This window comes from Microcoleus sp. AS-A8 (assembly GCA_039962225.1).
Classification (GTDB): Bacteria; Cyanobacteriota; Cyanobacteriia; order Cyanobacteriales; family Coleofasciculaceae; genus Allocoleopsis.
Genome location: JAMPKV010000012.1, coordinates 43,743 through 68,558 on the forward strand (window position 1 = coordinate 43,743; position 24,816 = coordinate 68,558).

General features: G+C 47.7%; 20 protein-coding genes and 1 tRNA gene. 9 read left to right on the forward strand and 12 right to left on the reverse strand.

Translation table 11 applies throughout. The annotated features are described in order from the left end of the window. Positions 1–7: 7 nt before the first annotated feature. Both NDI48_19840 and NDI48_19845 read right to left on the reverse strand, forming a co-directional pair. Complete coding sequence (locus NDI48_19840; protein MEP0833422.1) at positions 8–1,498, reverse strand: response regulator; 1,491 nt, start codon at positions 1,496–1,498, stop codon at positions 8–10. Positions 1,499–1,846: 348 nt separating this feature from the next. After that, positions 1,847–1,920: transfer RNA gene (locus NDI48_19845), tRNA-Arg, on the reverse strand. A 60-nt stretch (positions 1,921–1,980) separates the two neighbouring features. Here NDI48_19845 and moaC point away from each other — a divergent pair. The 3 genes from moaC (at position 1,981) to NDI48_19860 (ending at position 3,215) form a co-directional block, all read left to right on the forward strand. Further along, complete coding sequence (moaC, locus tag NDI48_19850) at positions 1,981–2,493, forward strand: cyclic pyranopterin monophosphate synthase MoaC (protein ID MEP0833423.1); 513 nt, start codon at positions 1,981–1,983, stop codon at positions 2,491–2,493. A gap of 63 nt (positions 2,494–2,556) precedes the next feature. Further along, a complete protein-coding gene (locus NDI48_19855; GenBank protein ID MEP0833424.1) occupies positions 2,557–2,829 on the forward strand; it encodes a 2TM domain-containing protein in 273 nt (90 codons plus the stop codon). Positions 2,830–2,906: 77 nt separating this feature from the next. Continuing rightward, positions 2,907–3,215: a DUF3181 family protein gene (locus NDI48_19860; protein ID MEP0833425.1), complete on the forward strand. Its 309-nt coding sequence runs from the start codon at positions 2,907–2,909 to the stop codon at positions 3,213–3,215. Between the two features lie 214 nt (positions 3,216–3,429). Here the strand turns inward: NDI48_19860 and NDI48_19865 are convergent, their stop codons facing one another. Together NDI48_19865 and murJ are read right to left on the reverse strand one after the other, a co-directional pair. After that, positions 3,430–3,864: a hypothetical protein gene (locus tag NDI48_19865; GenBank protein ID MEP0833426.1), complete on the reverse strand. Its 435-nt coding sequence runs from the start codon at positions 3,862–3,864 to the stop codon at positions 3,430–3,432. Between the two features lie 294 nt (positions 3,865–4,158). Continuing rightward, complete coding sequence (murJ, locus tag NDI48_19870; GenBank protein ID MEP0833427.1) at positions 4,159–5,757, reverse strand: murein biosynthesis integral membrane protein MurJ; 1,599 nt, start codon at positions 5,755–5,757, stop codon at positions 4,159–4,161. A gap of 200 nt (positions 5,758–5,957) precedes the next feature. On the opposite strand from murJ, the gene NDI48_19875 reads away from it, so the two are divergent. After that, positions 5,958–8,972: a PAS domain S-box protein gene (locus NDI48_19875; protein ID MEP0833428.1), complete on the forward strand. Its 3,015-nt coding sequence runs from the start codon at positions 5,958–5,960 to the stop codon at positions 8,970–8,972. Positions 8,973–9,084: 112 nt separating this feature from the next. Here NDI48_19875 and NDI48_19880 read toward each other — a convergent pair whose 3' ends face one another. Beyond that, positions 9,085–9,468 carry a hypothetical protein gene (locus NDI48_19880; GenBank protein ID MEP0833429.1) on the reverse strand — a complete coding sequence of 128 codons (384 nt, stop codon included), beginning with the start codon at positions 9,466–9,468 and terminating at the stop codon, positions 9,085–9,087. Positions 9,469–10,199: 731 nt separating this feature from the next. On the opposite strand from NDI48_19880, the gene sfsA reads away from it, so the two are divergent. Next, entirely contained in the window at positions 10,200–11,039 is an 840-nt protein-coding gene (sfsA, locus tag NDI48_19885) for a DNA/RNA nuclease SfsA (GenBank protein ID MEP0833430.1), read from the forward strand. A gap of 91 nt (positions 11,040–11,130) precedes the next feature. Beyond that, positions 11,131–12,057 carry an NAD(+) kinase gene (locus NDI48_19890; GenBank protein MEP0833431.1) on the forward strand — a complete coding sequence of 309 codons (927 nt, stop codon included), beginning with the start codon at positions 11,131–11,133 and terminating at the stop codon, positions 12,055–12,057. Positions 12,058–12,143: 86 nt separating this feature from the next. Here NDI48_19890 and NDI48_19895 read toward each other — a convergent pair whose 3' ends face one another. Next, positions 12,144–13,076, reverse strand: coding sequence for a hypothetical protein (locus tag NDI48_19895; GenBank protein MEP0833432.1), 933 nt, complete (start codon positions 13,074–13,076; stop codon positions 12,144–12,146). A 926-nt stretch (positions 13,077–14,002) separates the two neighbouring features. Here NDI48_19895 and NDI48_19900 point away from each other — a divergent pair. Then, entirely contained in the window at positions 14,003–15,745 is a 1,743-nt protein-coding gene (locus NDI48_19900) for an ABC transporter ATP-binding protein/permease (protein ID MEP0833433.1), read from the forward strand. Positions 15,746–15,888: 143 nt separating this feature from the next. Beyond that, positions 15,889–16,320 (forward strand): hypothetical protein, encoded by a 432-nt coding sequence (locus NDI48_19905; protein ID MEP0833434.1) that lies wholly within the window; start codon positions 15,889–15,891, stop codon positions 16,318–16,320. 89 nt (positions 16,321–16,409) lie between these two features. Here the strand turns inward: NDI48_19905 and NDI48_19910 are convergent, their stop codons facing one another. After that, the gene (locus NDI48_19910) at positions 16,410–16,844 is read right to left on the reverse strand and encodes a hypothetical protein (protein MEP0833435.1); all 435 of its coding nucleotides are present in this window, start codon (positions 16,842–16,844) and stop codon (positions 16,410–16,412) included. 174 nt (positions 16,845–17,018) lie between these two features. Between NDI48_19910 and NDI48_19915 the strand changes: the two genes are divergently transcribed. Beyond that, positions 17,019–17,702 carry a PD-(D/E)XK nuclease family protein gene (locus tag NDI48_19915; GenBank protein ID MEP0833436.1) on the forward strand — a complete coding sequence of 228 codons (684 nt, stop codon included), beginning with the start codon at positions 17,019–17,021 and terminating at the stop codon, positions 17,700–17,702. 11 nt (positions 17,703–17,713) lie between these two features. Here NDI48_19915 and NDI48_19920 read toward each other — a convergent pair whose 3' ends face one another. The 5 genes from NDI48_19920 to priA all read right to left on the reverse strand — a co-directional run bounded on the left by NDI48_19920 (position 17,714) and on the right by priA (position 24,765). After that, a complete protein-coding gene (locus NDI48_19920) occupies positions 17,714–18,832 on the reverse strand; it encodes an FHA domain-containing protein (protein ID MEP0833437.1) in 1,119 nt (372 codons plus the stop codon). 260 nt (positions 18,833–19,092) lie between these two features. Next, complete coding sequence (locus tag NDI48_19925) at positions 19,093–20,508, reverse strand: aldehyde dehydrogenase family protein (protein MEP0833438.1); 1,416 nt, start codon at positions 20,506–20,508, stop codon at positions 19,093–19,095. A 139-nt stretch (positions 20,509–20,647) separates the two neighbouring features. Next, positions 20,648–20,929: a hypothetical protein gene (locus tag NDI48_19930; GenBank protein MEP0833439.1), complete on the reverse strand. Its 282-nt coding sequence runs from the start codon at positions 20,927–20,929 to the stop codon at positions 20,648–20,650. Between the two features lie 16 nt (positions 20,930–20,945). Beyond that, positions 20,946–22,109, reverse strand: coding sequence for a class I SAM-dependent methyltransferase (locus NDI48_19935; GenBank protein ID MEP0833440.1), 1,164 nt, complete (start codon positions 22,107–22,109; stop codon positions 20,946–20,948). 52 nt (positions 22,110–22,161) lie between these two features. Next, positions 22,162–24,765, reverse strand: a complete 2,604-nt coding sequence (gene priA, locus NDI48_19940; GenBank protein ID MEP0833441.1) for a primosomal protein N' — start codon at positions 24,763–24,765, stop codon at positions 22,162–22,164. Positions 24,766–24,816: the final 51 nt, after the last annotated feature.

A 24,816-nucleotide genomic window follows, 5' to 3' on the forward strand; every position in this document is an offset into this window, starting at 1 on the left:
TTTCTTTTTATAGCTGACTTTTTCTGCCTTTAAGCAAATACGTGGTCATCTCGCCTTTGCCTTTGACTGGGATGATACCTCGCTCTTCAAAAATAAATTGGTCTCGTAATCGTTCATAGGTTTGTGCCGTAACTTGGATGGTACCAGGAATGCCGAGAGATTCCATCCGACTCGCAGTATTGACGGTATCACCCCACAAATCGTAACTGAATTTTTTGAGTCCAATCACGCCCGCGACAACTGAACCCGAATTGATGCCAATTCGCATACTAAAGGATTCACCCGTTTTAGCATTGACCTGAATCAGTGATTGTTGCATATCGAGAGCCATATGGGCGATCGCACTGGTATGATCCGGTCGGGGCATGGGGAGACCTGCGACTACCATATAGGCATCACCAATGGTTTTAATTTTCTCTAAACCATGTTTGTCGGCGAGTTGATCGAACCCTGAGAAAATCACATTCAAAACCTCAACCAATTCTTTTGCCGAGCGCCGATTTGAGAACTCAGTAAAGCCAACAAGGTCAGCAAATAGAACACTAACTTCTTCAAAACTATCAGCGATCGTGATTGGCTCCAGTTTCAACCGTTCGGCAATTGGCTTAGGCAAAATATTGAGCAACAAATTCTCTGTTTGTTCCTGTTGGTAGTGCAGTGCTTCTTGCGCTACCTTGCGCTCAGTAATATCCGATTGAATCCCTACAAAATGAGTGAGGTTGCCCTCTGTATCATAGATCGGTGAAACACTTAATTCATTCCAGAAAAGGGTCTTATCTTTGCGATAATTGGATAATATAACCTTGCAGCCCCTCCCTTCTCGGATTGCCTCGCGGAGTTCATTGAGGGCCGGTTGATCGGTGTCATTGCCTTGCAGAAAACGACAGTTTCGTCCTATCACCTCTTCAGCTTGGTAGCCGGTTAGTCGTTCAAATGCCGGATTGACATAGGTGATGGGCATGTCAGGTTTTCTGGCATCAGCGATGACAATACCATCACTACTCGCGGCGATCGCTTGGTTCGAGAGTCGCAGTTCCTCTTCTTTTTTCTGACGTTCCCTAATCTCCGCTTGCAGTCTTTTATTCTGCTCAACCAGGCTACGATTTAGGTTCCGGATCGTTAAGTGAGTCGTAATCCGCGCTTTCAGGACTTCTTCCTGAATTGGCTTAGTGATATAGTCTACTGCCCCGACACCAAAACCTTTGACCTTATCTTCTGTATCGGAAAGCGCTGTCATAAAAATGACTGGAATGTCTTGGCTTGACTCATTCGCTTTCAGACGGCGGCAGATTTCAAACCCATCAATTCCCGGCATCATCACATCTAAAAGAATCAGATCGGGATGAGCCTCTTCGACGGTCTGGAGAGCAATTTTGCCATTATTCGCTAATAAGACGGTAAAATCAGAATCACTCAAAACAAAGAATAGCAAATCCAAAGTATCTGGGTTGTCGTCAACAATTAAAATGACGCCTTTTTCGTCACTACCAAGGCTCATTTATCAGTTCCTCTATAATCTTTGGACAACCTAACAGATTCTTGTTTCCTGAGACGCTGACACTCGCAACAGCGTACTCCAGAACCAAAGGCATAAATCTTGTATCCAACTGCACTCGGAAAGCGACAGGTTCAAGAAAAGCTCCCTGATAGGATCTATGATAGCTAGCTCAACCTGAGGGGAGGTAAACCCCCACCCCCTATTTATGGTTGCCAGTTTTGTCAAAATTACTTTCAGCCAACTGCTGACGCTGGCGTTTCCCCTTGAGACAAGTCTCCCAAGCGACAGATAATGAGTCAATTGACAACAAAAAAAGGCAGAAGATTCTGGATCTTCTGCCTTCTGGGACGGGCTAGGAGGGATTCGAACCCCCGACACCGTGGTCCGTAGCCACGTGCTCTAGTCCACTGAGCTACAAGCCCCTGATGGAGTCACTTGTTTAAGTCACCCACCGATTAATAACAATAACACACCTAACTCAAATGCAGCAAGAAAATTTTTCAACTCAACCCCTGACTCATTTAGATCCTCAGGGTCAAGCCCAGATGGTGGATGTTTCCAGCAAGGTAGCTACCCGACGTCAGGCGATCGCCGCCGCCCAAGTTAGGATGCAAACCGCTACGTTTGAGGCGATTGAAGCGGGTAATGCTCCCAAAGGAGATGTATTGGGAACAGCAAGACTGGCGGGTATTATGGCGGCTAAACAAACCTCCCAGTTGATTCCCCTGTGCCATCCCTTGCCCCTGCACAAAGTAGAAGTGCAACTCACTCCCGATCCTCAGTTACCCGGATATCAGATTCAGGCGTCTGTCACCACCAAAGCCGAAACCGGTGTGGAAATGGAAGCGCTGACAGCCGTTTCTGTTGCAGCCCTCACTCTCTATGACATGGCCAAAGCCCTGGAAAAGTCTATCCAGATTGAATCGATTCGCCTATTGAGCAAGACAGGCGGCAAGTCAGGGGATTACCTCCTTGAGGAGGATGTTGTCAATTAGAGGCTTAGAATTAAGCTAGTGGCTAGAAATGACCACTGAACCCTGACCACTGACAGCTATACTATGCCTCCTCGTTGGCCTCGCAAACCCGATCGCAATGACCCAGACTATCGCCGCTTAGATGACCGGATGAACTTTGCCGTACATGTGGCTCTTTTTGCGGCTTTTAACTCTGGGATTTGGTTTTTTAGAACCCTATATCATACCAACTGGAGTTGGGCGGCCTGGGTGACTGGAACCTGGGCATTGATTTTGCTAGCACATGCAATTTATATCTTTGCGATCGCCAATTATTCCCTCGTACCGTCCAAGGATAGCCCCACAAAATCTTCCTAAAGTTCAACCAACCTCGCCAAATGCCCCATTAATATGGATCACACAGGCATCGACACCCGTAAAATTGGTTAATTCCTATGCGTCGAACCAACACCACAGAATCCATCGAAGCCCTCGCGGCTGAGATTGGGGAAAACATTTACATCGACATTGCCAAATGGCACCTTTACTTGAGGGATGCCCATCTGCATACCACTGTGGCAGAACGAGTCTATCCCCTGCTAACCAATAACACACTAGAAGAAAGGGAAGTCGTCCGCATTCTAGAAGATATTCATGTTCAGTTGGGTGGTGGTAAGCGACAAGTTTCGTTACTTGACCTACTCCCTACCAGTTGCCAGGTTAATTTGATGGATTTACTCGAAGAGTATCAGCGTAACCTTTAACCTCCAATGGATGAGGGGTTAGGCAAACGACACTAATCGCCTAGACTGACATCGGCCGGGAAAGTCAAAAGGTAAAAGGCAAGAAGCAACCCTCAACAACAATAACTTTCATTGTTTGTTACAACCTACAACTCACAGAGGCTTTAGCCTCTATTTTTTAGTTGTCTTTTATCGTGTTTGGTTCAAAACTTTTTAACAAGCCGCTTAGAGAAAATTAGCCTAACTCTTTAAGTACATTTTCCCCCCACCAAGCATTCTCCCAGGAGGGCATATTCTTGGGACAAGCCACTAAAACCGTTTGAGCTTCCAGCAAATACTGCGCTACACTCGCTAGTTCATCAGCTAACTGCTCGTCATCCAATATTTCATCTCTAATGAACAGTTGCGCGAGCTCATCGGCTAGGTGTTCGTCATCCAACCAACTTTTATCCCCTGTTCGACTCTCGGAAGACCAATTCGGAAATATTCTAAAATCGGGTTGATTTAATAAGTATTTTTTTGTGCCGAAATTTTTTTTGTCTAAGGTTTCAGGAGAGATTTGTGAGTTATAAAAATTGCTGGAATCAAAAGCTGCCATGGCGTTAACCGGGATTGCTTGACTGTTTAAATCTACAATTTTTAGCCCTAGACATGCTTTGAAATAGGTCATAAAACTAGGTGATATTTAAAACCTAAACAGGTGATTTCCAGGACAAGCTAGGGCGCACCCGATCAACCCTTAGATGTGATTTGAATCACGAATGGGACAGGCGTCAATTCCGCTCCCCCGTCTTCGTATGAGTTCCGGCTCCGCTCCCCTGCGACCTTAACAGCTAAAAGAAATACATCACAGCTTCAGGACTTACGCATTTTCTGGGTTAATACACCATCTTCTAGGGGCGCGGCATTGCCGTGCCCCTACATGTAGCGGATAGCGTAGCCAGTTGCGTAAGTCCTGAGCTTATCACCTCCCTAACTTGCGGCGGATACGAGAGGCAAACATATCCACTTCTGGTAAGTTGAGCCGTGTGGCAATCAGAGCAAAGATGCCTAAGCCCACGCTACCAGATAGACTTAATTGCACCAGTCCAACCAGCAATCCTTCAGCACTCCAAACTTGCTGAATACCCCAATTGACTCCCCAGCTAGCCAACCCCGCCAAAACACTGCCAGCGATTAAACTTAGGAGCGGTAAGCTCCATTCTCGCAACGGTAACCCTCGGAGTTTGCGATTCAATAGCCAAAGTAGCGCGATTGTCGAAGTAAAATTCACTGTCACCGTTGCCAAAATCAAACCCGGAGCACCGAAACGTTTCACGAGAACGTAATCTAGCACGGCATTGAGCAAGATATTGACGATACTGATGCGAAAAGGTGTGTCACCATCACCCAAAGCATAAAACACTCGCACTAAGACATCGCGTGCCAAGTAGACAAACATCCCAACCCCGTAGGCTACCAGCAAGGAAGCAACGAGTTCTGAAGCTTGGCTTTGGAAGGCTCCACGTTGATAAACCACTTGTACGATGGGAACCGCCAACGTCATCATCAAGGCACCCAAAGGCAACATGGTAATGGCGGTAAGGAGTAATCCCTGACGAATGCGCTGCTTGAGTTCAGGCCAATTTTCGGGAGCGGCAAGTCGGGAAAATGTTGGCATCAACGGCACTAAAATCATATTGGAAATAATTCCCAGTGGCGTTTGCACTAATAAGCCTGCATAGCTGATAGCCGCCGCTGCGCCGGGGATGGTAGAGGCGAAAAACAAATCGGTGTAAAGGTTAATCTGCAACATCCCGGAGGAAAGGGTGGCTGGCCCCATGATTTTGAGAACGTCAGTCACTCCGGGTTGCTTCCAATTAAACCGCAGGCGTAACGTCCCTAAACCCGCCCGCCACTGAGCCACCACTTGGACTAACCACTGTAAGATGGCTCCACTGAGTGTCCCCCATGCCAAAACCATGCCGCCTAGCATGACGTATTTGGGGGCGGTAATTTGACTGCCTAGTTGCAGAGCTAAAATCCCGATTCCCCCAATCACGGTGATACTGGAAAATAAAGGACTGACTGAAGGGAGCCAGTACATGTCAGCCGCGTTGAGGGTGCCGAAGCCAATCCCGATGAGTCCGGCAAGGACAGCCATCGGAGCCATAATTTGCAGTTGTTGAATGGCGATCGCACGCACTTGGGGTGTTAACCCTGGCCCGATCAAGTCGATGAAGACGCCGGAAAATAGAACCAGAACCAGGACGACGAGCAGTAAAATCGCTCCCACAAAGGTTGTGATCGTTTCTACGATGGGAGCGGCTTCCGAGCGATCGCGTTTAGCCAGGACACTGATGATCGCGCTGTGAAATGGGCCATTGATCCCACCCAGTAAAATCAACAAAAAGCCCGGAATCACGTAGGCGTAGCTATAAGCATCAACCGCTGGCCCGACCCCAAAAGCCGCCGCGATCGCCTGCTGACGCACCAATCCAAAAACTTTACTAATCAGTGTGGCAACCGCCACGATGCCGGCAATTCCGGATAGGGAACGAGCGGTTTTCTGGGTTTTCGACACAAATAATTATTAATTACTTCAGGAATCATAATATTCAATTCTGAATTTTATCCAACAATCTGGAGTCTTTTTTCCTGGGGCTTATTGGCGCATTGCGCTCCCATGCAGGCACTACTTAGCTGCAAATGGATACTGATCACAATCCAAGCGACTAACTATGATCAATAGCAAGCGGTAGCCCTAGTTAAAAACGCAATCAGATGACTAGCTTAAACCTGGACGACTTCGCCAAGCAAATACAGGATTGGTGCCAACGCCTAGCCCAACTGCAACAACTGACGGATGAATCATCTTTAACGCCACAACAGCAGGAAATTATCGTAACAGCCGTTGAAGGACTTAGTACCGCCTTTGCAGAACTGCAAGTCGCTAACGAAGAACTGTATCAGCAACATGAGGAGTTATTAGTTACTCAACAGGCTTTAATCGCAGAACGCCGGCGCTATCAACAACTGTTTGAGTTTGCGCCTGATGCTTACCTAGTGACCGATGTCAATGGGGTGATTCAAGAAGCCAACCGTGCTGCCGCCACACTACTCAAGTGTGGGCAACAGTTCTTGGTCGGCAATCCGTTAGCCTGTCACGTTGCTGAGGAAGAGCGTCGAGCCTTTCGTTATCAACTCAATCAACTGCGTCAGGTGGAGGGGGTGCAGGAGTGGGAGGTGAGCCTGCGATCGCCCAATCAAAAACCACTGATTGCTGCCGTGAGGGTGGCGGCTATCCACACTTGGGAAGGTCAGCTCATGGGTTTACGTTGGCTGATGCGCGACATTACAGAACGCAAGCGGCTAGAGTTAGAACTGCGGCAAGCCAACGATCGCTTGCATCTGGCTGCCAACGCTTTAGATGGCATTATCTACGACTGGAACGTGGAAAATGGCATCGTTGACAGGACACAGGGTCTGGTAGAGGTTTTAGGTTATCCTCCGGAAGAAGCCCAACCGACCCTGGAGTGGTGGACTCAGTTCATCCATCCCGATGATCGACGACGCGTCCGTCGGGAGATTTCCAACGCCCTCGCCAACAGCAGGGATTTTGCCACTGAATATCGGATTCGCGACAAAAACCATCAGTACCTGCATATTTGGGATAGAGGACAGATTATCAGAAATGCCAGTGGGCGGGCTGTGCGTGTAGTCGGCAGTACCTTGAATATTAGCGAGCGCAAACAAGCCGAAGAACAAGCCCAGCGAAATGCTGCCGAGATTCGTCAAATCTTTAATATGCTACCCAGTTTGGTCTGGAAGTTCTGCCCTAGCAGCTTCGAGTTTGTCTATGTCAGCGAGATGATGGCTGAACTCAGTGGCATTTCCACAAAGGCATTCTTGGAGAATCCTCAAATTTGGGATGATCGAGTTGATTTGGGGCATGAGTCGCAAGAGGCGCTCAGAATCGCTTGCCAAGCGATTACCCAAGGCGAACCCTACCGAGTTATTTATCGGTTTCACACTCTTCACCGAGGATCTCGATGGTTTGAAGTGATCGGGCGACCGATTGATGAGGAGGGCGTACTCTACTACTACGGCAACACCACAGACATCACGGAGCGCAAGCTAGCCGAAGAATCTTTGCACAGGCTGAACGAAGAATTAGAAAATCGAGTCAAAGAGCGCACATCTGAGTTAGAACAGCTTAATAATCAACTCTTTGGCGAGATTGCTGAACGCATATTGGCTCAGGCCACACTCCACCAACGCGAACAGGAATATCGAGCCTTGGTGGAACACGCACCTGATATTATTGAGCGGTTTGACCCACAAGGACGTCATCTCTATGTCAACCCCGCCATTGAAAGCGTTACAGGTAAATCACCCAATGAGTTTATTGGTAAAACCAATCGGGAACTCGGCATCTCAGAACCCAATTTATCGATTTGGGAGCAGGCGTTAAGCACGGTTTTTGAGACGGGACAGGAAGAACAACTGGAGTTTAGCTTAGTCACCAGCCAAGGACTAAAGTACTACCAAACCCGCTTAGTCCCCGAAATGGAGACGGATGGCAATTTGATCTCTGTGTTGGGAATGACGCGGGACATCACCGACCATAAGCTGGCGATTGAGGCACTGCGGGAGAGTGAACAGCGGTTCCGCCAGTTGACCGAACATATCAATGAAGTATTCTGGATGGTTACCCCCGATTTCAGCAAAAGATTATACGTTAGCCGTGCGTATGAGGAGATATGGGGTCGCTCTTGCCAGAGTTTGTATGACCAGTCTAATTCTTGGAGAGATGCGGTTCATCCTGAAGATCGAGAGATCCTGATAGGCAAGGTGGAGCAAGAGTCTCGTGGCGAATCTACGGATGTGGAGTATCGGATTGTGCGACCGGATGGGTCAATTCGTTGGATACGCGATCGCGGCTTTCCGATCCGTGATGCACAAGGTCAAGTTTACCGCATCGCTGGAATTGCCGAGGATGTTACCTGCCGCAAACAAGCGGAAATAGAAAGTTATAAGGTACTCCAACGCGAGAGGGAACTAAGTATGCTCAAGTCCAGCTTTGTCGCTATGACTTCCCATGAGTTCCGCACTCCTCTAACGGCGATTTCCTCTTCTACTGACTTGTTGCAGCGTTACCGGAACCGATTGTCAGAAGAGAAACAACAAGCTCATCTTCATCGCATTAAATCGGCTGTTCAACGCATGACTCAGATGTTGAATGATATCCTTCTGATGAGTGAAGCGGAAGCCGGGAAACTTCAATTCAACCCTACACCGTTGAATTTAATACAATTTTGTCGCCATTTAGTAGAAGATGTGCAACCCACTGCCAAAGAACAGCAGGTGATTCATTTTACTTATCGCAGCAATGGCACTCTTGCCGGACAAGATACCGATGAAATCGAGCAGAAAAGATTCGATTTTCTCTCTGGTTTGGCTGCATGGGATGAGAAACTGCTACGGCAGATTCTGGGCAATTTGCTCTCGAATGCCCTGAAGTATTCTCCAGAAGGCAGTACGGTTCAGTTTGACCTCACGGCTAAGGATGACCGAGTAATCTTCCAAATTCAAGACCAAGGAATTGGCATTCCCCCTGCCGATCAATCCCGCTTGTTTGAAGCCTTTCATCGTGCAAATAATGTCGGTACAATTCAGGGAACCGGATTAGGATTGGCGATTGTTAAACAATGCGTGGATTTACATCGAGGTGAGATTACCTTTACCAGTGAAGTCGGCAAAGGGACAACATTTATCGTCATTTTACCGTTATCCTAATTATTATCAATATTTGAAGCGCGCAGGGCTAATCCTAGCAAATTGCGTTCATATGTAGTATTTTCCCTCCCCCTTGTCTCCCCTATCTACTATCTTTGACTACAACTTGATATCAGTCTGCGAGCTTCCATTCCTCAAGAGTCGCAATGCCAACCTGGAGGTAGGACTTATCCAAAAACTCTCTCATCGCTTCCTTCCATCCAGCTTGCAAAGCACTCAGAAACCGTTCTCGGCGTTTTAGCGGAATAGCAGCTGTGACAAACGCTTTTTGTTCTGCTTCGGTTGCAGTTGGGTGGGTTTCCTGCAATTGCTTAAGCAAATTCTGAATTTCCATTGCCGCTTCGGCGAGAGTTTGCTTTTGCCAGGATAGTGCATTGTGCAGTTCTTCCAGCAACAGCTTGCTGAAAATTTGGCTTTCCGTTTCTCTCAGGCTTTCTAGAGCGTGAAAGTGGCTAATAGAAGTTCCATGTGTAGACTTGTCTGATTTTACACTCATGGCAAAAGTTCCTTTAGACTGCCATTGCAAATTGCAATAAAACTTAGGAAGAGGAATATTGTGGAGGTTCTCTACAAGTTATATCCTCTGTTGTTGTCTTAGCTTCAAATTTAGACGAGTAGATGGAACCCTTATGGAGACTGTAGTAGGCTTTTGCGATTGCCACGCTCAGACTTCTCGATTAGCCCCAGCCGTTTAGGAGCAAATTCTAGCGCTTTCAACCTTTTTTGTGCCTGTATTTGAGTCCTTTAAATGACTCGTATAGCTTGAGATATTTTCAGCCTGTTTTACAGGACAAATCACAAAGTGGCTGAATGGAAGCCCTATGTTTTGTAACTCCCTGCTCATCGTCTGTAGTCGGTCGTTTATTGCAGATCAGAGCAAGTTAGCACCCTATGTAAGAGTATCACGATTATTGTCTTACTTGATAAATTTGTAATACGCATCCTAATAGTTGACAACCCAGAAGAAGGTTCTCCAATCTAGTAATCTCAGAGGATGATTGGGATTGATTCATCGGGTTCACCCATCAGCAGGATGCGATCTCACAGTAATCTAGTTTCTGATGCGACGCCCATCATCTCATCAACAATACGGCGGCTTGAAGCAACGTTAACACACCTCCCACCAAGACTCAGACCAAAAATGAAAAATGCGTCGCTCTGAATAACCATAGGCTTTGCGCGATCGCTCTTTGCCAACAACAGCGCCTTCGGTGGTAAATTATCCTCATGCAAAATTGGATTTATCGTTACCCGCCCCTAGAAACCGGAGTCTTACTCAAGCGCTACAAACGCTTTTTTGCCGATATTCAACTGACCTCTGGGGAAGTCATAACCGCTCATTGCCCGAATACCGGCCCCATGACGGGTGTCTCCACTCCTGGAAGTTTAGTCAAAGTTTCCCGCAGCGATAGTCCTAAGCGGAAGTTACCCTATACCTGGGAAATGATTCAGGTTGAGGACAACGAACCAACTTGGGTTGGCGTTAACACCGCACTCCCCAATCGAGTGATTAAGTTAGCTTTGCAACAACGCTTATTTCCAGAGTTAGTCAGCAGCTACAACGAAATTTGCTGCGAGGTTCCCTATGGCAAAGAACTGAAAAGTCGGGTGGATTTTTTACTCAAAACTACTCCCACCCCCTTGAGGGCAGCCACCGAAGAACTCGCATTGTGCGATCGCATTGAACCTCCTATCTATTTAGAAGTTAAGAGTGTCACCTTATCTCAGGGGCATGTGGCATTATTTCCCGATACAGTCACCACTCGCGGACAAAAGCACCTGCGAGAATTAATGGCACTTCTGCCCCAATCAAGGGCAGTAATGCTCTATTTTATTAATCGGGGTGACTGTCTTTCCTGTGTTCCGGCTGATAGTTATGACCCTGTCTACGGTCAACTGTTGCGAGAAGCCGTACTTCAGGGGGTTGAAGTGTTACCCTGCCGTTTTGCAATTACCCCTGAAGGAATTCGCTATTTGGGGTTGGCTGAATTTCTGCCCATGCAACCGCCAGTGATGGCGAAAGCTGATGTTCCTCTTAGGAGTTCTCAGACTAAAAATTTGGGATAGGGGTTCACACCCGATTCTTAACGCGCTATTTCATAACTGAGTTGGCAGTCTAGAATGACGATCATCACACGGGCGAGAAGATGAGGTTAACGTGCAGCTAAAGCAGGTGATCATTGCGTATAAAGCCAAAGACTCCAACAGCCGCAGTTGGGCAGAAAAATGTGCTCGGCAATTGGAAAAACGCCAGTGCCATATTTTGATGGGCCCTAGTGGTGCACAGGATAATCCCTACCCTGTGTTTTTAGCCTCCGCCATGAGCCAGATCGATTTAGCTGTAGTACTGGGCGGCGACGGCACAGCCCTCGCTGCCGCGAGACATCTTGCCTCAGAAGGAGTGCCGATTTTAGCCGTCAATGTGGGTGGACACTTAGGGTTTCTCACTGAACCGTTTGAGGAATTTAAAGAGACGGAGAAAATTTGGGATCGATTAAGTGAAGATCGCTACGCCATTCAGCGGCGGATGATGGTTCAAGCGACTGTATTTGAGGGAAGTCGCACCAACCTGGAACCCATGAGCGATCGCTTTTTAGCACTGAATGAAATGTGCGTTAAACCCACCTCAGCGGATCGGATGATTACCTCTGTTCTAGAGATGGAAATAGACGGGGAAGTCGTCGATCAGTACCAAGGTGACGGACTGATTGTTGCCACTCCCACTGGCTCAACTTGCTACACTCTTTCAGCCAATGGGCCAATTTTACACGATGGTATGGAAGCTCTTACGGTGACGCCAATTTGCCCCTTGAGTCTTTCTAGTCGTTCTATTGTTTTGCCCTCTGGTTCTGTGGTTAGCATTTGGCCTCTAGGGGATTACGAACTCAATACCAAACTCTGGACGGATGGTGTTTTAGGCACTTCCATTTGGCCTGGACAACGCGTAGATGTTCGCATGGCGGATTGTTACGCAAAATTTATTATTTTGCGAGAGAACTATTCCTATTACCAGACGTTACGAGAAAAGCTGCAATGGGCGGGTGCCAGAATTCCTTATAGTAACAATCATCGCAACGGGAAATAGGTAATAGGTAATGGGTAATGGGTAATGGGTTAGGTCTATCTCAAAAGTCATTTGTTTTCCATCCCCCATTGCCCCATTGCCCAACTCTAGGATGCTGCGCCTCTGATATCGCCATAGTTATTAATGGCAAATTCAATCTGTAGCAGCAAGCGTTCTTTCTGGGTTGGAAGAGTCCCTTTGTGAAAACAAGTCGCATCTTCTGCAAATCCTAAACCCGCTGGGCCGCAGATCGTCACCAAATTCTCAGCGCCATAACAATCGACAATATCTTCATCCGGTTTACTGGCGCAGCGTACACCTAGAAGCTGATGGGACAACTTCTTGTTTTTGTGACTCCCGCGAATCAACACATGAGGGCCACTATAGAGGTCAACATCCGTCAAGTAAAAGAAGAATTTGATGAATCGATAATCGTCTAGATCGTAGTGAAATACCTGAGCTGCTTTGAGTTGCTCCATGGGTGTTCCCCCAACCGGAAAACTCCACCAAAGCTCACTGGCTACATGTACAGGAGGCGCTCCTAAATATTTAGCCGCGATCGCTAATATTGTTGGATCGTTTTCTAGCTTCCTTACCGCTGCACATCCCTGAGCATGGAAATAGCTACCTAAGCGAATTTTTTTACCCAGTGAGGTTTCGGCTTGTTTTTTGTGTGAATAGTAGAAGCTAGCGGCTGAGTTTCTATCTGCATAACAGGGTGCCGATTGTGCATACTCCAGTATTTCTTGAATCACCGCTTGGGGAAGATTAATGCCTGGAGCATAGCTATCGCTTCTTATCCCTGAAACCAGGGTATCTACATTGATGTTATCTAGGATAGAAGGCGTTTCCTGGCTCATCTCGTAAGATGGACGGCGGAACTGATACAAAGAGCTAACCCAGTTACGAATGACCTCAAGCCGAGCCAGTTTCCGCATCAGAAACAATTTAGGATTGTAGACCAGACACTGGTAACTTTTCTGGCAGTAGTCAAATAATTTGCCCCATAAATTTTGAGACGTTTGAGTTAGAGCTGTCATAATCCTAAATACTCCTGTTAGGGTAAGGGTTGACTGTTGCTAGACAACATGCCGCTACATTCTTACCAGCCATGAATTTCAGTGCTGGTTTAAAACCGGATTTGGTGAATTAAGCGCAAATAATCGTTGAGAAGAAAGAGTCAGGACTTACACCATTGGACTATTAGCCATACACTACCGACAGAACTCATCTTTTCCAAACCTGTACTTGTTGTGCGTTGCCTGTAACCATTGGCTGGAAATCTTAATCTAATCCAACACACAACTGCCAAAAAGCAGAATCAGGTCTTAAATATGCTTGACAAAGAGTTAGTTTTTCACAAGGTAGTAACATGCTTGGACAATCGACTGAACCCAAAAACCACAGCACCGAGTTGAACGAAAGAGTCGAAGGTAAGAAGGGTTAGTCAGTTGGTAGATACTTGAAACGAGTGTTCATGAGAGGATAAATTCTAGTTTGATTCCGAAAAACATTGGAGGTATTTTCCTCTCTCCGACGCCACCCTTGGGGAAATTGTTTCGGAACTACTTCTAAAATTAGCAATTTATGGCGAGGTTGTTGCATTAGTTCGTTCTGTTGAACCCTCCTATGCATATTAACTGAACTCAACGGTATCCGCATACCCCCAAATAGGTGATTACCCCTAGAAAAATTCGCGAGTTTCACGGTTTTTGCCAGATGGCATCAGGGATTTGGCTATTTAGCCTATCCACCAAAGCCAACACAATATAAGATTTTTTAATTTAAAATTAAATTACTCCGGATAAAGTAAATTTTATGAATTTAAGGTTTGATTAAGGTGTCACGTTTGCAAAAACAAGCAGATGGCAAAAAGAAGCAAGCTGCTTTAGGTGCTACCCAGGCGCAATCGCATCGCTCTAAATCGAAGAGCAACCGCTCGTCTTCATCTCCTCCCCTATGGCGTCTGATTCATTACGGGCACAACTACCGGACTCAAATTTGGCAGGCGATCGCCTGTTCAATTGTGAATAAAATCTTTGACTTAGCACCCCCCGCCTTAATTGGTGCGGCAGTGGATGTGGTGGTGAAGCAACAGGATTCTCTGATTGCTCAATGGGGGGTAAAAGATATCTTTGAGCAACTCCTCATCCTGAGTTTCCTGAGCTTCATCATTTGGGGATTGGAATCCATTTTTGAATATGCCTATGCTCGACTGTGGCGTAATCTCGCCCAGGCTATACAGCATGACTTGCGCTTAGATGCTTATGGGCATTTGCAATCCCTGGAACTGGCGTATTTTGAGGACAGAAGTACTGGCCGGTTGATGTCAATCTTGAGTGATGACATTAATCAATTGGAGCGCTTTTTGGATGTAGGAGCCAATGATATTATCCAGGTCATCACAACAGCTCTGGTGATTGGTGGAGCTTTCTATATCCTGGCTCCCAATGTGGCTTGGATGACGATTTTGCCGATACCTTTTATCCTTTGGGGTTCGATCGCCTTTCAGCGTCGGCTGGCTCCTCGTTACGCGGATGTCAGAGAAAAGGTGAGTCTAATCAATGGGCAATTAGCCAATAATTTGACAGGCATCACCACCATTAAAAGCTTTACCGCCGAAGAGTATGAATTAGGGCGAATGGAAGCCCAAAGTGACGCCTATCGCGTCAGTAACAAGCGTGCGATCGCTCTTTCTGCGGCATTTATTCCCCTGATTCGGATGCTCATCCTGTTGGGCTTTACAGGGATTCTGCTTTACGGCGGCATGGATGTTGTTGCCGGAAGGCTGGAAGTGGGTACTTATAGTGTGTTGGTCTTCCTCACCCAGCGCTTGCTTTGGCCGTTAACTCGATTAGGCGAAACCCTCGATCAGTATCAACGGGCGATGGCGTCCACCACGCGTGTGATGAATCTGCTGGATACTCCCATCGAAATCCATTCTGGGGACACGCCCTTGCAGGTAGAGCAGGTGCGGGGTGAGGTGGTGTTGAAAGAGGTGACCTTTGCTTACCATGACCGTGCCCCTGTGATTCAAAATCTGTCCCTCTACATCGGAGCTGGTAAAACCATCGCCATTGTGGGTTCGACGGGTTCGGGTAAAAGTACCTTGGTTAAGTTATTATTGAGGTTATATGAAGTACAAGGCGGTACTATAACCCTTGATGGTATTGACCTGCGGCAGTTACGGCTCAAGGATTTACGTGGGGCAATTGGCTTAGTGAGCCAAGATGTGTTTTTGTTTCATGGTACGGTGCGGGAGAATATCGCCTACGGCACGTTCGATGCCACTCACGGTTCGGTAATGGCAGCGGCAGAGATTGCCGAAGCCCATGAATTTATAAGCCAACTGCCCCAAGGGTATGACACGATTGTTGGGGAGCGGGGACAGAAACTGTCGGGAGGGCAACAGCAGCGGATTGCGATCGCGCGTGCCATTTTGAAGAATCCCCCCATTCTCATCTTGGATGAAGCCACATCAGCGGTGGATAATGAGACGGAGGCCGCGATTCAGCGCTCATTAGAGAAGATTACAAAAAATCGGACAACGATTGCGATCGCCCATCGCCTCTCCACCGTGCGTAATGCCGATTGCATCTACGTCATGGAACAGGGTCAATTAGTCGAACAAGGGCGACATGAACAACTACTGGAGCAACAAGGGATTTATGCCAGCCTCTGGCGCGTGCAGTCAGGTATAAAGGTATAAAATAAAGGCTGAAGGATAAACAATTCATACTTCATCCGTCGAAACGAGTTCTAGGCTCCCACCCAGCTATCAGCCACCAACGGCAAAAATCGGCGGGAGTGACAGTTCAACAAGTATTCAACACTTATATTTCAGTACTTCTGATGATCATGTTTGGTGCAAGTGAGCCGGAGAAGGCAGAAGAGCAGTGGAAACACCAGCTCACTCGGTTCGCTAAAGAGAATCAGCGAGAACTAGCGGCATTAGCTTGGGGGTTGTTTCTCGAACGCGGAAAAAGCGAGGATACGCTGGGTATTGACCTTAAACCCAGCCCCCATTTCGTCTATTGTCCCAAAAAGGCGCTGGCAGAACTCAATGAAAGAGTAGAAAACCACATTCAGGAAATCTTAGGAATTGTGGATGCTCATAAGCCGGAGCAGGAGGTTCTAATTATCGGGATTGGCAATGACCAAATCAAGCTCATTCAGTTTGAACCGGAACCCGCACCGCCTGCTTGTTTTGAGCAAGTGGGTCAGGATGTAGATGCACTACTAGGGCAACTAGAGCAGCGCTTGGGTCAGAGGTTGAAGTCCTAAGCCTATTTACCTTTAAAGCATTGGCTGGAAATTGGGATTGTGCCATCAGTACCCTCTCTCTGGAGGGGGGGGCTTTACTATGGGATCTATCATCGCTGATCATTATTTAGCGCACAAGAACTGTCATCGGGTAGTAAATGAGAATTCCCAATGCAGTAGGTGTTGGCGGTTTCAGGTCGTTCTTTTGCTAATTCGGCTACCTGTTGTTCCAGTGCCGCAATTCGCTCTAGTGTCTGATTTAGCAGACTCGGCGGGTTAATCAGAGTTGACGGTTTATCCTTAAAAAAGGCATTAATGATCAATGCGATCGCTTGCGCCTCGCTTAGATCGTTCACTTCCATGAATTTTAGGAGTTTGGCCTGGTCTTCAGGATAAATATAGTTAGTTTTTTCCAGCGTACAAGACTTAACTAGAGCCGACTCAAGCTGATCCGTAATCAGATTGAGTCTCTGCTTAACCATCTTAAAGTCAAGATTTTGCCAAACCGTTGTGTTTGTGAAATTTTCGTTCTCTTGATTAAACATAGCCTATACCAAATGGCGTATATCCAAAGAAGTTTGATTCATTGCTTTCTTTAGATTCTTACGATTTATATACCTAAAGGCGTCTTTCTAAAAGAAGATGATCCAAGCTATTAGTTTATGGTTTAATAATTAGTTTTTTAAAATTACATAGATTCCCAGAAAATTCACACCTCAATGTGTTCTAATTCTCAACTCCTCCCCCGCAACGCCGCTAAACAGGTGCGGGAAAATGGCAAACAATATTACATCGATGCTAAGGGTACATACCTGCCAAGCGTCACCACAATTCTTAACACTACTAAACCACAAGAGGATAGAGAAAGGCTGTTCAATTGGCGGCAGCGAGTTGGAGTAGCCGAAGCCAATCAAATTTCAGGAGCAGCGTCCCGTCGCGGTACGGGAACCCATAAGCAAATTCAGCGCTACTTAGAGGGAAAGAATACCCCTTGTCCTGATGCTATCCAACCCTACTGGCAGAGTATCGAGCCGATTTTGCAAGATGTCGGTAATGTCAGACTCGTAGAAGGAACAGTTTTCAACTATGAATTGGGCTATGCCGGAATAGTAGATTGTGTTGCCAGCTTTAGGGGTATTCCTTGTATTTGTGAGTGGAAAACCTCAGACAAACCTAAAGGTTCAATACAGCGTTTGTACGATTATCCACTGCAAATTGCTGCCTACTATAGTGCAGTGAATCAATATTACCAAGCTTATAAACTGAATTTGGAACATTCTCTCCTGGCTGTGGCTATTCCGGGGATGCCTGCTGAGGTGTTTTGGTTTGAACCCGAAGTGATGCAGGGATACTTGCAGCAATGGGAGGAGCGAGTTGTGGCGTTTTGGAAGCGTAATCGCTAGAAACTGCGTTCCTAAGCTTCAAACCTCCATTCCTGAGTACCAATCCTCATCACATTTCCCGGTGTCAGCCAGAAGGGTTGGTTGGGGGCAAGGCGTTGTCCACCCACAAAGGTGCCATTAGAACTCCCCACATCAATGAGTTGGTATCGGACGGTTCCTTGAGAGTCAGTCTGTTTAACGATTTGGGCATGATAGCGCGAACACAAGACATCTTCAAGGATTAGGGTGTTAGTCGGTTCGCGTCCAATCGTAAACGGTAGGGTTGATAAAATACTGATCGTACCGGTTGAGCGGTGTACCAAACGAGCGATCGCACCTTCCTCAATATCTTCAGCTAGTACAGTCGGAGCCAGCGTTGGTCTATCTTGAACGGGGGGCAAATTCGCTGGAATCGGGGCTTGTCCTCCAATCGCCACCGTAGTCGCTTCCAAGGTGGTACCGAGGGCCGGCTCGTTGGCATTGGGGTCACGACCTGAGACAATGTTGACCTGCTGTACAGGGGGGGGTTGTACCTCTGGGCGACCGGCTTGAGCAATCTGCATTTTAAGCGCCGCTTCGTGTTCAGCTTCTTGTCTTGCGCTCAACCCTTCGACTTGACGAATCACCCCACGAGTTTGAGGAAAGCTGACATCACTCACCCGCACATCTTCTAACGCAAAGCCTAAGCTATAAGACACTTCCGAATGGTCGAGGCTGTATTGGCGGATTTGTGCTCGTCCTTGAGTAGTCAACTGTTGCACCGTAAGCTGACCAATTGCCACTCCTAGATTATCTTTGATGGCACTGGTGAGAGCTGCGATTGGGTCAGATAATTCTAAAGCAACCCGTTTTGCATCCACCACCTGGTACATGACATTCAGGGAAACATTAATCAAAAACTGGTCACGAGATAAAAAGTCCCCGTGAGAGACAATCTCCAGGTTCCGAACCTTACTATCGACTAGAATCAATTCGCACTGTTCAAGCAGGGGTAAGGCAAAGCTAAAATGACGCCCCGGTTTTAAGGTTCGCACCAGCCGACCATTTTTGACCAATAAACCTGTATATCCTGCCCCGATAAAGTCCATACTCAACCCAACCCAGCGCTCCGGGTTCAGCGTTTGGATCAGAGGGGAAGAGTGGCTAGACATTAGGGTATAGGAGGAGTAATAGGGGAAATGTCCTTCTTTAAGACTAACAAAGCTTTGTTCGGAGCGGCTTTGCTTTAGGCCAAGGGAATTTCATCTGTAATGTTATAGCTAGGTTGAGGAAGGCAGAAGGCTTTCATGTTTTGTGAAGAAGGGGATTCAAACCTTCAGTCGTCAGCAAAGGTCAAGGCATTCCTTCTGCCTTCTGTCCTCTGCCTTTTTTGGTCGATGCTCTGGGTTAGGCCAATCAACACCTGAGTGGCTCAGGCTTTAAACCACCAAGGGTCAGAAACCACCTCGGTTTTAATCAAAAATGCTTTTTTTCGCAGAAACCGCTTCAGTGCCGCAGCGCCCATCCGTGAGCCGCCCATGCCGGAAAATTTGTAGGAGTTTTTCTCGGCTTCGTGTATCAGTGCGGTTAATCCTGCATCGTTGATACTGATGCCACCGGCATCGATATGGCGTGCTACTGCCAGTGCTTCTTCTACCGAACCCGCAAACACCGCCGCACTCAGTCCATAGAGCGTATCGTTGGCTAGTGCGATCGCTTCCTCCATCGTGGAAAATGACATGACAGGCATAATCGGGCCAAAGGTTTCTTCCGTCATCACCTGCATCGAATGGTTAACCTGCCTCAGCACTGTAGGACGGCACCACATACCCCCATCCAATTCTTCAACAACGCCGCCACAGCAAACAACGGCTCCCTTCTCAACCGCATCCTGTAAGTGTTCGCTAATGATTGCCGCCTGTCTTTGTGCAATAATCGGGCCAATTTCTCCACTTTCAACTGAGGGATAAGCTAATTGAACACGTTGTGCCTTTTCGACCAGTTGCTCGACAAACGCCTCAACAATGGATTGTGCCACATAAATCCGCTCAATCGAGAGGCATGATTGCCCTGTGTTAGCAACTGAACCCCACAAAATTGCCGATGTCGCTAACTCTAAATCCGCTGATTCTAAGACGAGCGCAGGGTCTTTTCCTCCCAACTCTAAAAAAGCAGGAATAAACCGCTTAGCGGCTGCCTCTGCTACTTTTCGACCCGTCGCCACACTTCCCGTAAAGCAGACTAAATCCACGGATTCAATTAAAGCCGCACCTGTGTCGCCCGCCCCTTCGACATAAACCAAAACATCCCGCAATTGGGGAACGGCGGCAATCGTTTCTACCAGGGGTTCAATGAAGCGAGGAGCGATTTCACTCGGCTTAATCACAACAGAACAGCCTGCTAACAAGGCGGGTATGGTATCAATATTGGAAAGCAACAACGGAAAATTCCACGGGCTGATGACACCAACTAAGGGGTAAGGAATGAGTTGGTTTTGCCGCCGGACAAATGGAATTGCAGTTGCTGTTTCATCCTCAATCAACAATTCCGGTGCTAATCGGCACCAGCGATCAATGCTGGAGATGAAGGAGTCAATTTCCAGTAGGGAGACGGATAACCTCCCCGTGTCGGTGACTAATGCTTTGAGCAGTTGATCTTTATGAGATAAAACTGCTTGTTTCCACTGTTGCAACGCTTCAATTCGTGGCGCTAAACCTCCCTTTTGCCATGCCACTTGTGCATCTCGCAATTGGTTACATTGTTCAGTTAGTTGAGTGGATGTCGGCGGTGAAATCCAATAATCAACATTTCCATGGCGAGGATTACGAACAGCAATTTTTTCACCCATTTTTTGATTCCTGAGAGATTATACTGAGTTGCTGTTTAACGTAGAATTTAACGTACCACAGAGGCACAGAGTACGCTGAGGTAAGAGAAAGAGAGAGTTATACGTTTGAATGCAACTTGGTATTCGTGAGCAGATGCGCTTACCGAAGGGAATCCACCTCTTCCTCTATAACCCGCAACACCCGCGCAATATACTCCCTGCGCCATTGCTCTCGCTCTTGAGCCACTTGCTCATCCGGCTGGTAAGCCTCTATCTCCTCGAGCGATACAATCCCTTTGGCTTGGGCTATACGTTCGAGGGTGTCGAGACGTTCATGCAGGACAGATACTTCACCCACCAGCGCCATCACCATCGCCAGTAACTTGTCGCTCTGAGCGTCATCAAAGTAAACCGGTCGTTTTCCTTTGGCTTTCTTTGCCATGCAATCTGCCTCTCCGTTATTGACATTTAGTGGCAGCGAAGACAAACCAAGTGCCCCGACTGTTTATGCCGGCACTTTGAGCATTGTTCGTAGAATATTTGGCTTTCCATGCACCGTTGGGGACAAACGTGTGAATCACCTGATCTGCCTGAAAGCCTGCCTCTGTGGCAACTTTCATCAAGTCCAAATCCCGCATTGCGCTCCAGAAGGGTTCGTTGTTGTTAGCCGTTTGCCAATCGTACATAAAGGCTGTGAACGTATCCATGTCGCGATACAGAGGAGCCTCCCCATGAATCATCATCCCACCCGGAGCCAGCAGGCGATAACACTCACGCATAACGTTGCGAATCGCTGGCGTCGGTATTTCATGCAACAGAATATGGGAGACAACCAAGTCAAAGGACTCGTCTGGGAAGTCAGTGCGTTCGGCATTCTGTTGAGAAAAGTGTACCCGCTTCCCTAAAGATTCTGCCCGTGCATGGGCATAACGCAGCATGGGAGCACCAATATCGATGGCATGAACTTCTGCATCCGGGTAGGCATCGACGTAGGGCAAGGTACTGTGACCTACAGAACATCCCATGTCGAGAATTTTGCCAGGTCGGAACTCAGGATACTCCTTTTCCAGGTAATTGTGGACGATAGATAGACCCATGTCATCGTTGAGCGGACCTAACCAACCCCTGCCATAAACGTAGGTTCCGCGATCGTACACGGCAGCAACCGTCACATCATCTTCCACGAACTCACTGTGATATCCACCCGGCATACAGTGAATGTCTACAGCCGTTTGGTAAGCAGGGGTTTTAAAATTGGGGTCGAGGGTTAAAGAACCGAATTTACTACCCTGATTTTGAGCACGCTCGATCAGCTTGGGAAGCTGGTGTTCCACACTAGAGGTGACCGACTCCCACATCATCTCCTGCTGAATCCGCTGTAGGGCACTCCACCAACGATAGTAGGGTTGATTGAGCATCGCTTGGCGAATTTCATGACGATTGTTGGGTGGGTGCTGATGTTCCTGCTCAAACTGTGGCTTGGCTACTTTTTCATAAATAACCTTATTGCCCGGAGATATTTGACTAAGAATGTGAGCTTTCAGGCTTTGCACAAAGTTTTGGCGTGCTAACTCGTCATGGGTGGTGACGGGTAGCATAGCGTGTTTGAATTGTTGGTTCATGATGCCACCTTCAATACAGTATTTTCAGTCTACTGTGCCCTTGGTTGGAGGTTCACATCATATTCAATGGATTGACATCAATCGTTAGGCTGATATCTTTCGGACAACGCTCACGCAACTGTGCCAAGTTCGGTAACACTACAGGCACATCGAGCGGAAACTTCAGCAAAATCTGCCAACGATAGCGACGAGCAACCCGCATAATACTTGCAGGTGCTGGCCCCAATATTTCATAACCGGACTCAGTCGTACTTAATTGATCGACTAGCGCAACAGCCGTGTTCTCCACATCGGCTGCATCCAAACCACTCAACCGCAAGAGAATCAGATGCCCATAGGGGGGATATTGCAGGGCTGCGCGTTGTTCTAATTCTGTTTGAGCGAAGGATTCATAGTCGTGACCCCTGACGGCTTGAATCACGGGATGTTGGGGAGAGTAAGTTTGAATAATCACCCGACCCGGCTCATCACCACGACCGGCACGACCCGCAACCTGAGTCAGGGTTTGAAATGTCCGTTCGGCGGCTCTATAATCGGCTAAATTCAGCAGTCCATCGGCGGAAACAACCCCTACCAGAGTTACCTGAGCGATATCTAACCCTTTGGTCAGCATTTGGGTGCCAATTAAAAGGTCAGCTTCCCCATGAGCAAATTTGGTCAGCAGCGTTCGGTGTGCCCCCTTCGTCCGGGTGGTGTCGCTATCAAACCGGATGATCCGCAGCTGGGGAAATTGTTGGGTTAATTCTTGGGCAAGGCGTTGGGTACCACTGCCGAAAAACTTCAGGTAAGGGGATGTGCATTCAGGGCAATGAGGAGGATGGAGTTGCGTATGGTTGCAATAGTGACATCGAAGTAATTGAGTCGCTCCCTCGTGGGTGTAGTGATAGGAGAGTGAAACATCACAGTTCGGGCATTCTACCACATAGCCACAACTCCGACAAGAGACAAAAGTACTGTGTCCCCGTCGGGGAATAAATAAGATGCCTTGTTGACCCTGTGATTGTAACTGTTGTAATGCCCTGTAAAGCGATCGACTAAAAATGGAGCGATTCCCCTGTTGTAATTCTTGCCGCATGTCTACAATTTCCACGGGCGGCATGGGTCGGGATTGAATGCGTTCTGGGAGGGAGAGGTAATAGGCGGTTGAAGGTTGCAGGTTAGAAGGTTGTTCGCCAAAGGCGTTCCCGAAGGGTAGGTTGGTTTGGGTTACAGGTTGCAGGCTATTTTTCAAACCTTCAACGTTCAACCTTCCAACGTTTAACTCTACCCAGGTTTCGAGGGAGGGGGTGGCGGAACCTAGAATCAGAGGGCAGTTTTCGAGTTCAGCACGCCATTTGGCGACAGTACGGGCGTGGTAGGTGGGGGCAGGTTGGTCTTGCTTAAAGCTGGAGTCGTGTTCTTCATCCAAGACCATTAAACCCAGTTTGGGCAAGGGGGCAAAGATGGCACTGCGAGTACCAATGACGACTTGTGGTTCCCCAGTCAGCATCTGTCGCCAAGTGTCGTAGCGTTCCCCATCCGAGAGGGCGCTGTGATAAACGTTGACTTTGTTGCCGAAACGGGCGCGGAAACGGTCGGTGAGTTGGGGCGTTAAGCCAATTTCCGGGACGAGGACAAGAGCCGATTTGCCTTGCTGTAGGATGGGTGCGATCGCTTGTAAATAAACTTCCGTTTTTCCCGAACCCGTCACCCCATGCAACAGCACTTGGGCACAGTGATCAAGACCCGTAATCACCTGCAACGCCTCTGCCTGTTGCCCTGTTAAGGCTTTCGGTCGATCGCCGGCTACGACGGGTTCTGTAGAAGTTCGTAAAACTTCCCTTTCTTGAATCACCACATACCCTTTCTCCTCTAGCTTCTTGAGGGTTGAAGAGGTTGTATGGCACGTTTGTAGCAATTCGGTCAGCCATAAATCACCGCCGCGACGCCTGAGTACATCCAGAATTTCCTGTTGCCGCTGCGTTAAGTCACTGGTAAAGGTATATCCGACTAGGGTTACGGCTTGTTTAAGTTTGGGACGTGTTGGCTTAGGGTGTTCGAGATAACTTTCTACCCAACCGCGTTTAATTAAGTCCTTTAACCCCCAACTAGCTCCTCTCACTTGGCGTTGGAGGTATTTCCAGCTAAAGTCTCCATCCGCTTGAGTTTTAAGAATGGCTAAAATTTGACCTGCGGCTGGATGGACAACGGTATCGGCATTGTTGGGAAGTTTTTCAGGATGGAGGCGAATGCGACGCTGCGATCGCGCAAGTAATCCTGGAGGTAGAGCTACTCGGATGACTGAGATCAAAGGAGTGCAATAATATTGAGCCACTCCTTCTAACAGTTTCCAGTAGTAAGTCGGGAAAAAGCCCGAACCAATAACCTCCTCAACCTCCCGAATTTTATCGGGTGCTAAGTCAAGAGGTGGTGAGTCCAAAAGACGGATGGCGATCGCACCAATCTGCTGCGACCCAAATGGCACACTCAAAATATCCCCTGGTTGTACATCTAACTCCGATGGCAACCGATAAGTATATAGTTTCTGCTCTTGCTGTTGGTCTTGCTGTACTCCCGGACAATCCACCAGCACTTCAACCCATCGATTCTCACGCGCACCAGAGCGATAAGACGCCCCAGGCTCAGCCAGAATCAGACCACTAGGGGAATTAGACATATCATCAACCCTACTCACCAACAAGATCTCCAAGGCTTTCGGAGGTCGTGC

Excerpts from the sequence above, each read along its gene's own strand:
- NDI48_19915 (MEP0833436.1), top strand. The coding sequence starts at position 17,019 with ATGTGTTCTAATTCTCAACTCCTCCCCCGCAACGCCGCTAAACAGGTG.
- NDI48_19935 (MEP0833440.1), bottom strand. The coding sequence starts at position 22,109 with ATGAACCAACAATTCAAACACGCTATGCTACCCGTCACCACCCATGAC.
- NDI48_19925 (MEP0833438.1), bottom strand. The coding sequence starts at position 20,508 with ATGGGTGAAAAAATTGCTGTTCGTAATCCTCGCCATGGAAATGTTGAT.
- NDI48_19895 (MEP0833432.1), bottom strand. The coding sequence starts at position 13,076 with ATGACAGCTCTAACTCAAACGTCTCAAAATTTATGGGGCAAATTATTT.
- moaC (MEP0833423.1), top strand. The coding sequence starts at position 1,981 with ATGCAGCAAGAAAATTTTTCAACTCAACCCCTGACTCATTTAGATCCT.
- NDI48_19865 (MEP0833426.1), bottom strand. The coding sequence starts at position 3,864 with ATGACCTATTTCAAAGCATGTCTAGGGCTAAAAATTGTAGATTTAAAC.
- NDI48_19905 (MEP0833434.1), top strand. The coding sequence starts at position 15,889 with ATGATCATGTTTGGTGCAAGTGAGCCGGAGAAGGCAGAAGAGCAGTGG.
- sfsA (MEP0833430.1), top strand. The coding sequence starts at position 10,200 with ATGCAAAATTGGATTTATCGTTACCCGCCCCTAGAAACCGGAGTCTTA.
- NDI48_19880 (MEP0833429.1), bottom strand. The coding sequence starts at position 9,468 with ATGAGTGTAAAATCAGACAAGTCTACACATGGAACTTCTATTAGCCAC.
- NDI48_19860 (MEP0833425.1), top strand. The coding sequence starts at position 2,907 with ATGCGTCGAACCAACACCACAGAATCCATCGAAGCCCTCGCGGCTGAG.
- NDI48_19920 (MEP0833437.1), bottom strand. The coding sequence starts at position 18,832 with ATGTCTAGCCACTCTTCCCCTCTGATCCAAACGCTGAACCCGGAGCGC.
- NDI48_19910 (MEP0833435.1), bottom strand. The coding sequence starts at position 16,844 with ATGTTTAATCAAGAGAACGAAAATTTCACAAACACAACGGTTTGGCAA.
- NDI48_19875 (MEP0833428.1), top strand. The coding sequence starts at position 5,958 with ATGACTAGCTTAAACCTGGACGACTTCGCCAAGCAAATACAGGATTGG.
- priA (MEP0833441.1), bottom strand. The coding sequence starts at position 24,765 with ATGTCTAATTCCCCTAGTGGTCTGATTCTGGCTGAGCCTGGGGCGTCT.
- NDI48_19930 (MEP0833439.1), bottom strand. The coding sequence starts at position 20,929 with ATGGCAAAGAAAGCCAAAGGAAAACGACCGGTTTACTTTGATGACGCT.
- NDI48_19855 (MEP0833424.1), top strand. The coding sequence starts at position 2,557 with ATGCCTCCTCGTTGGCCTCGCAAACCCGATCGCAATGACCCAGACTAT.
- NDI48_19840 (MEP0833422.1), bottom strand. The coding sequence starts at position 1,498 with ATGAGCCTTGGTAGTGACGAAAAAGGCGTCATTTTAATTGTTGACGAC.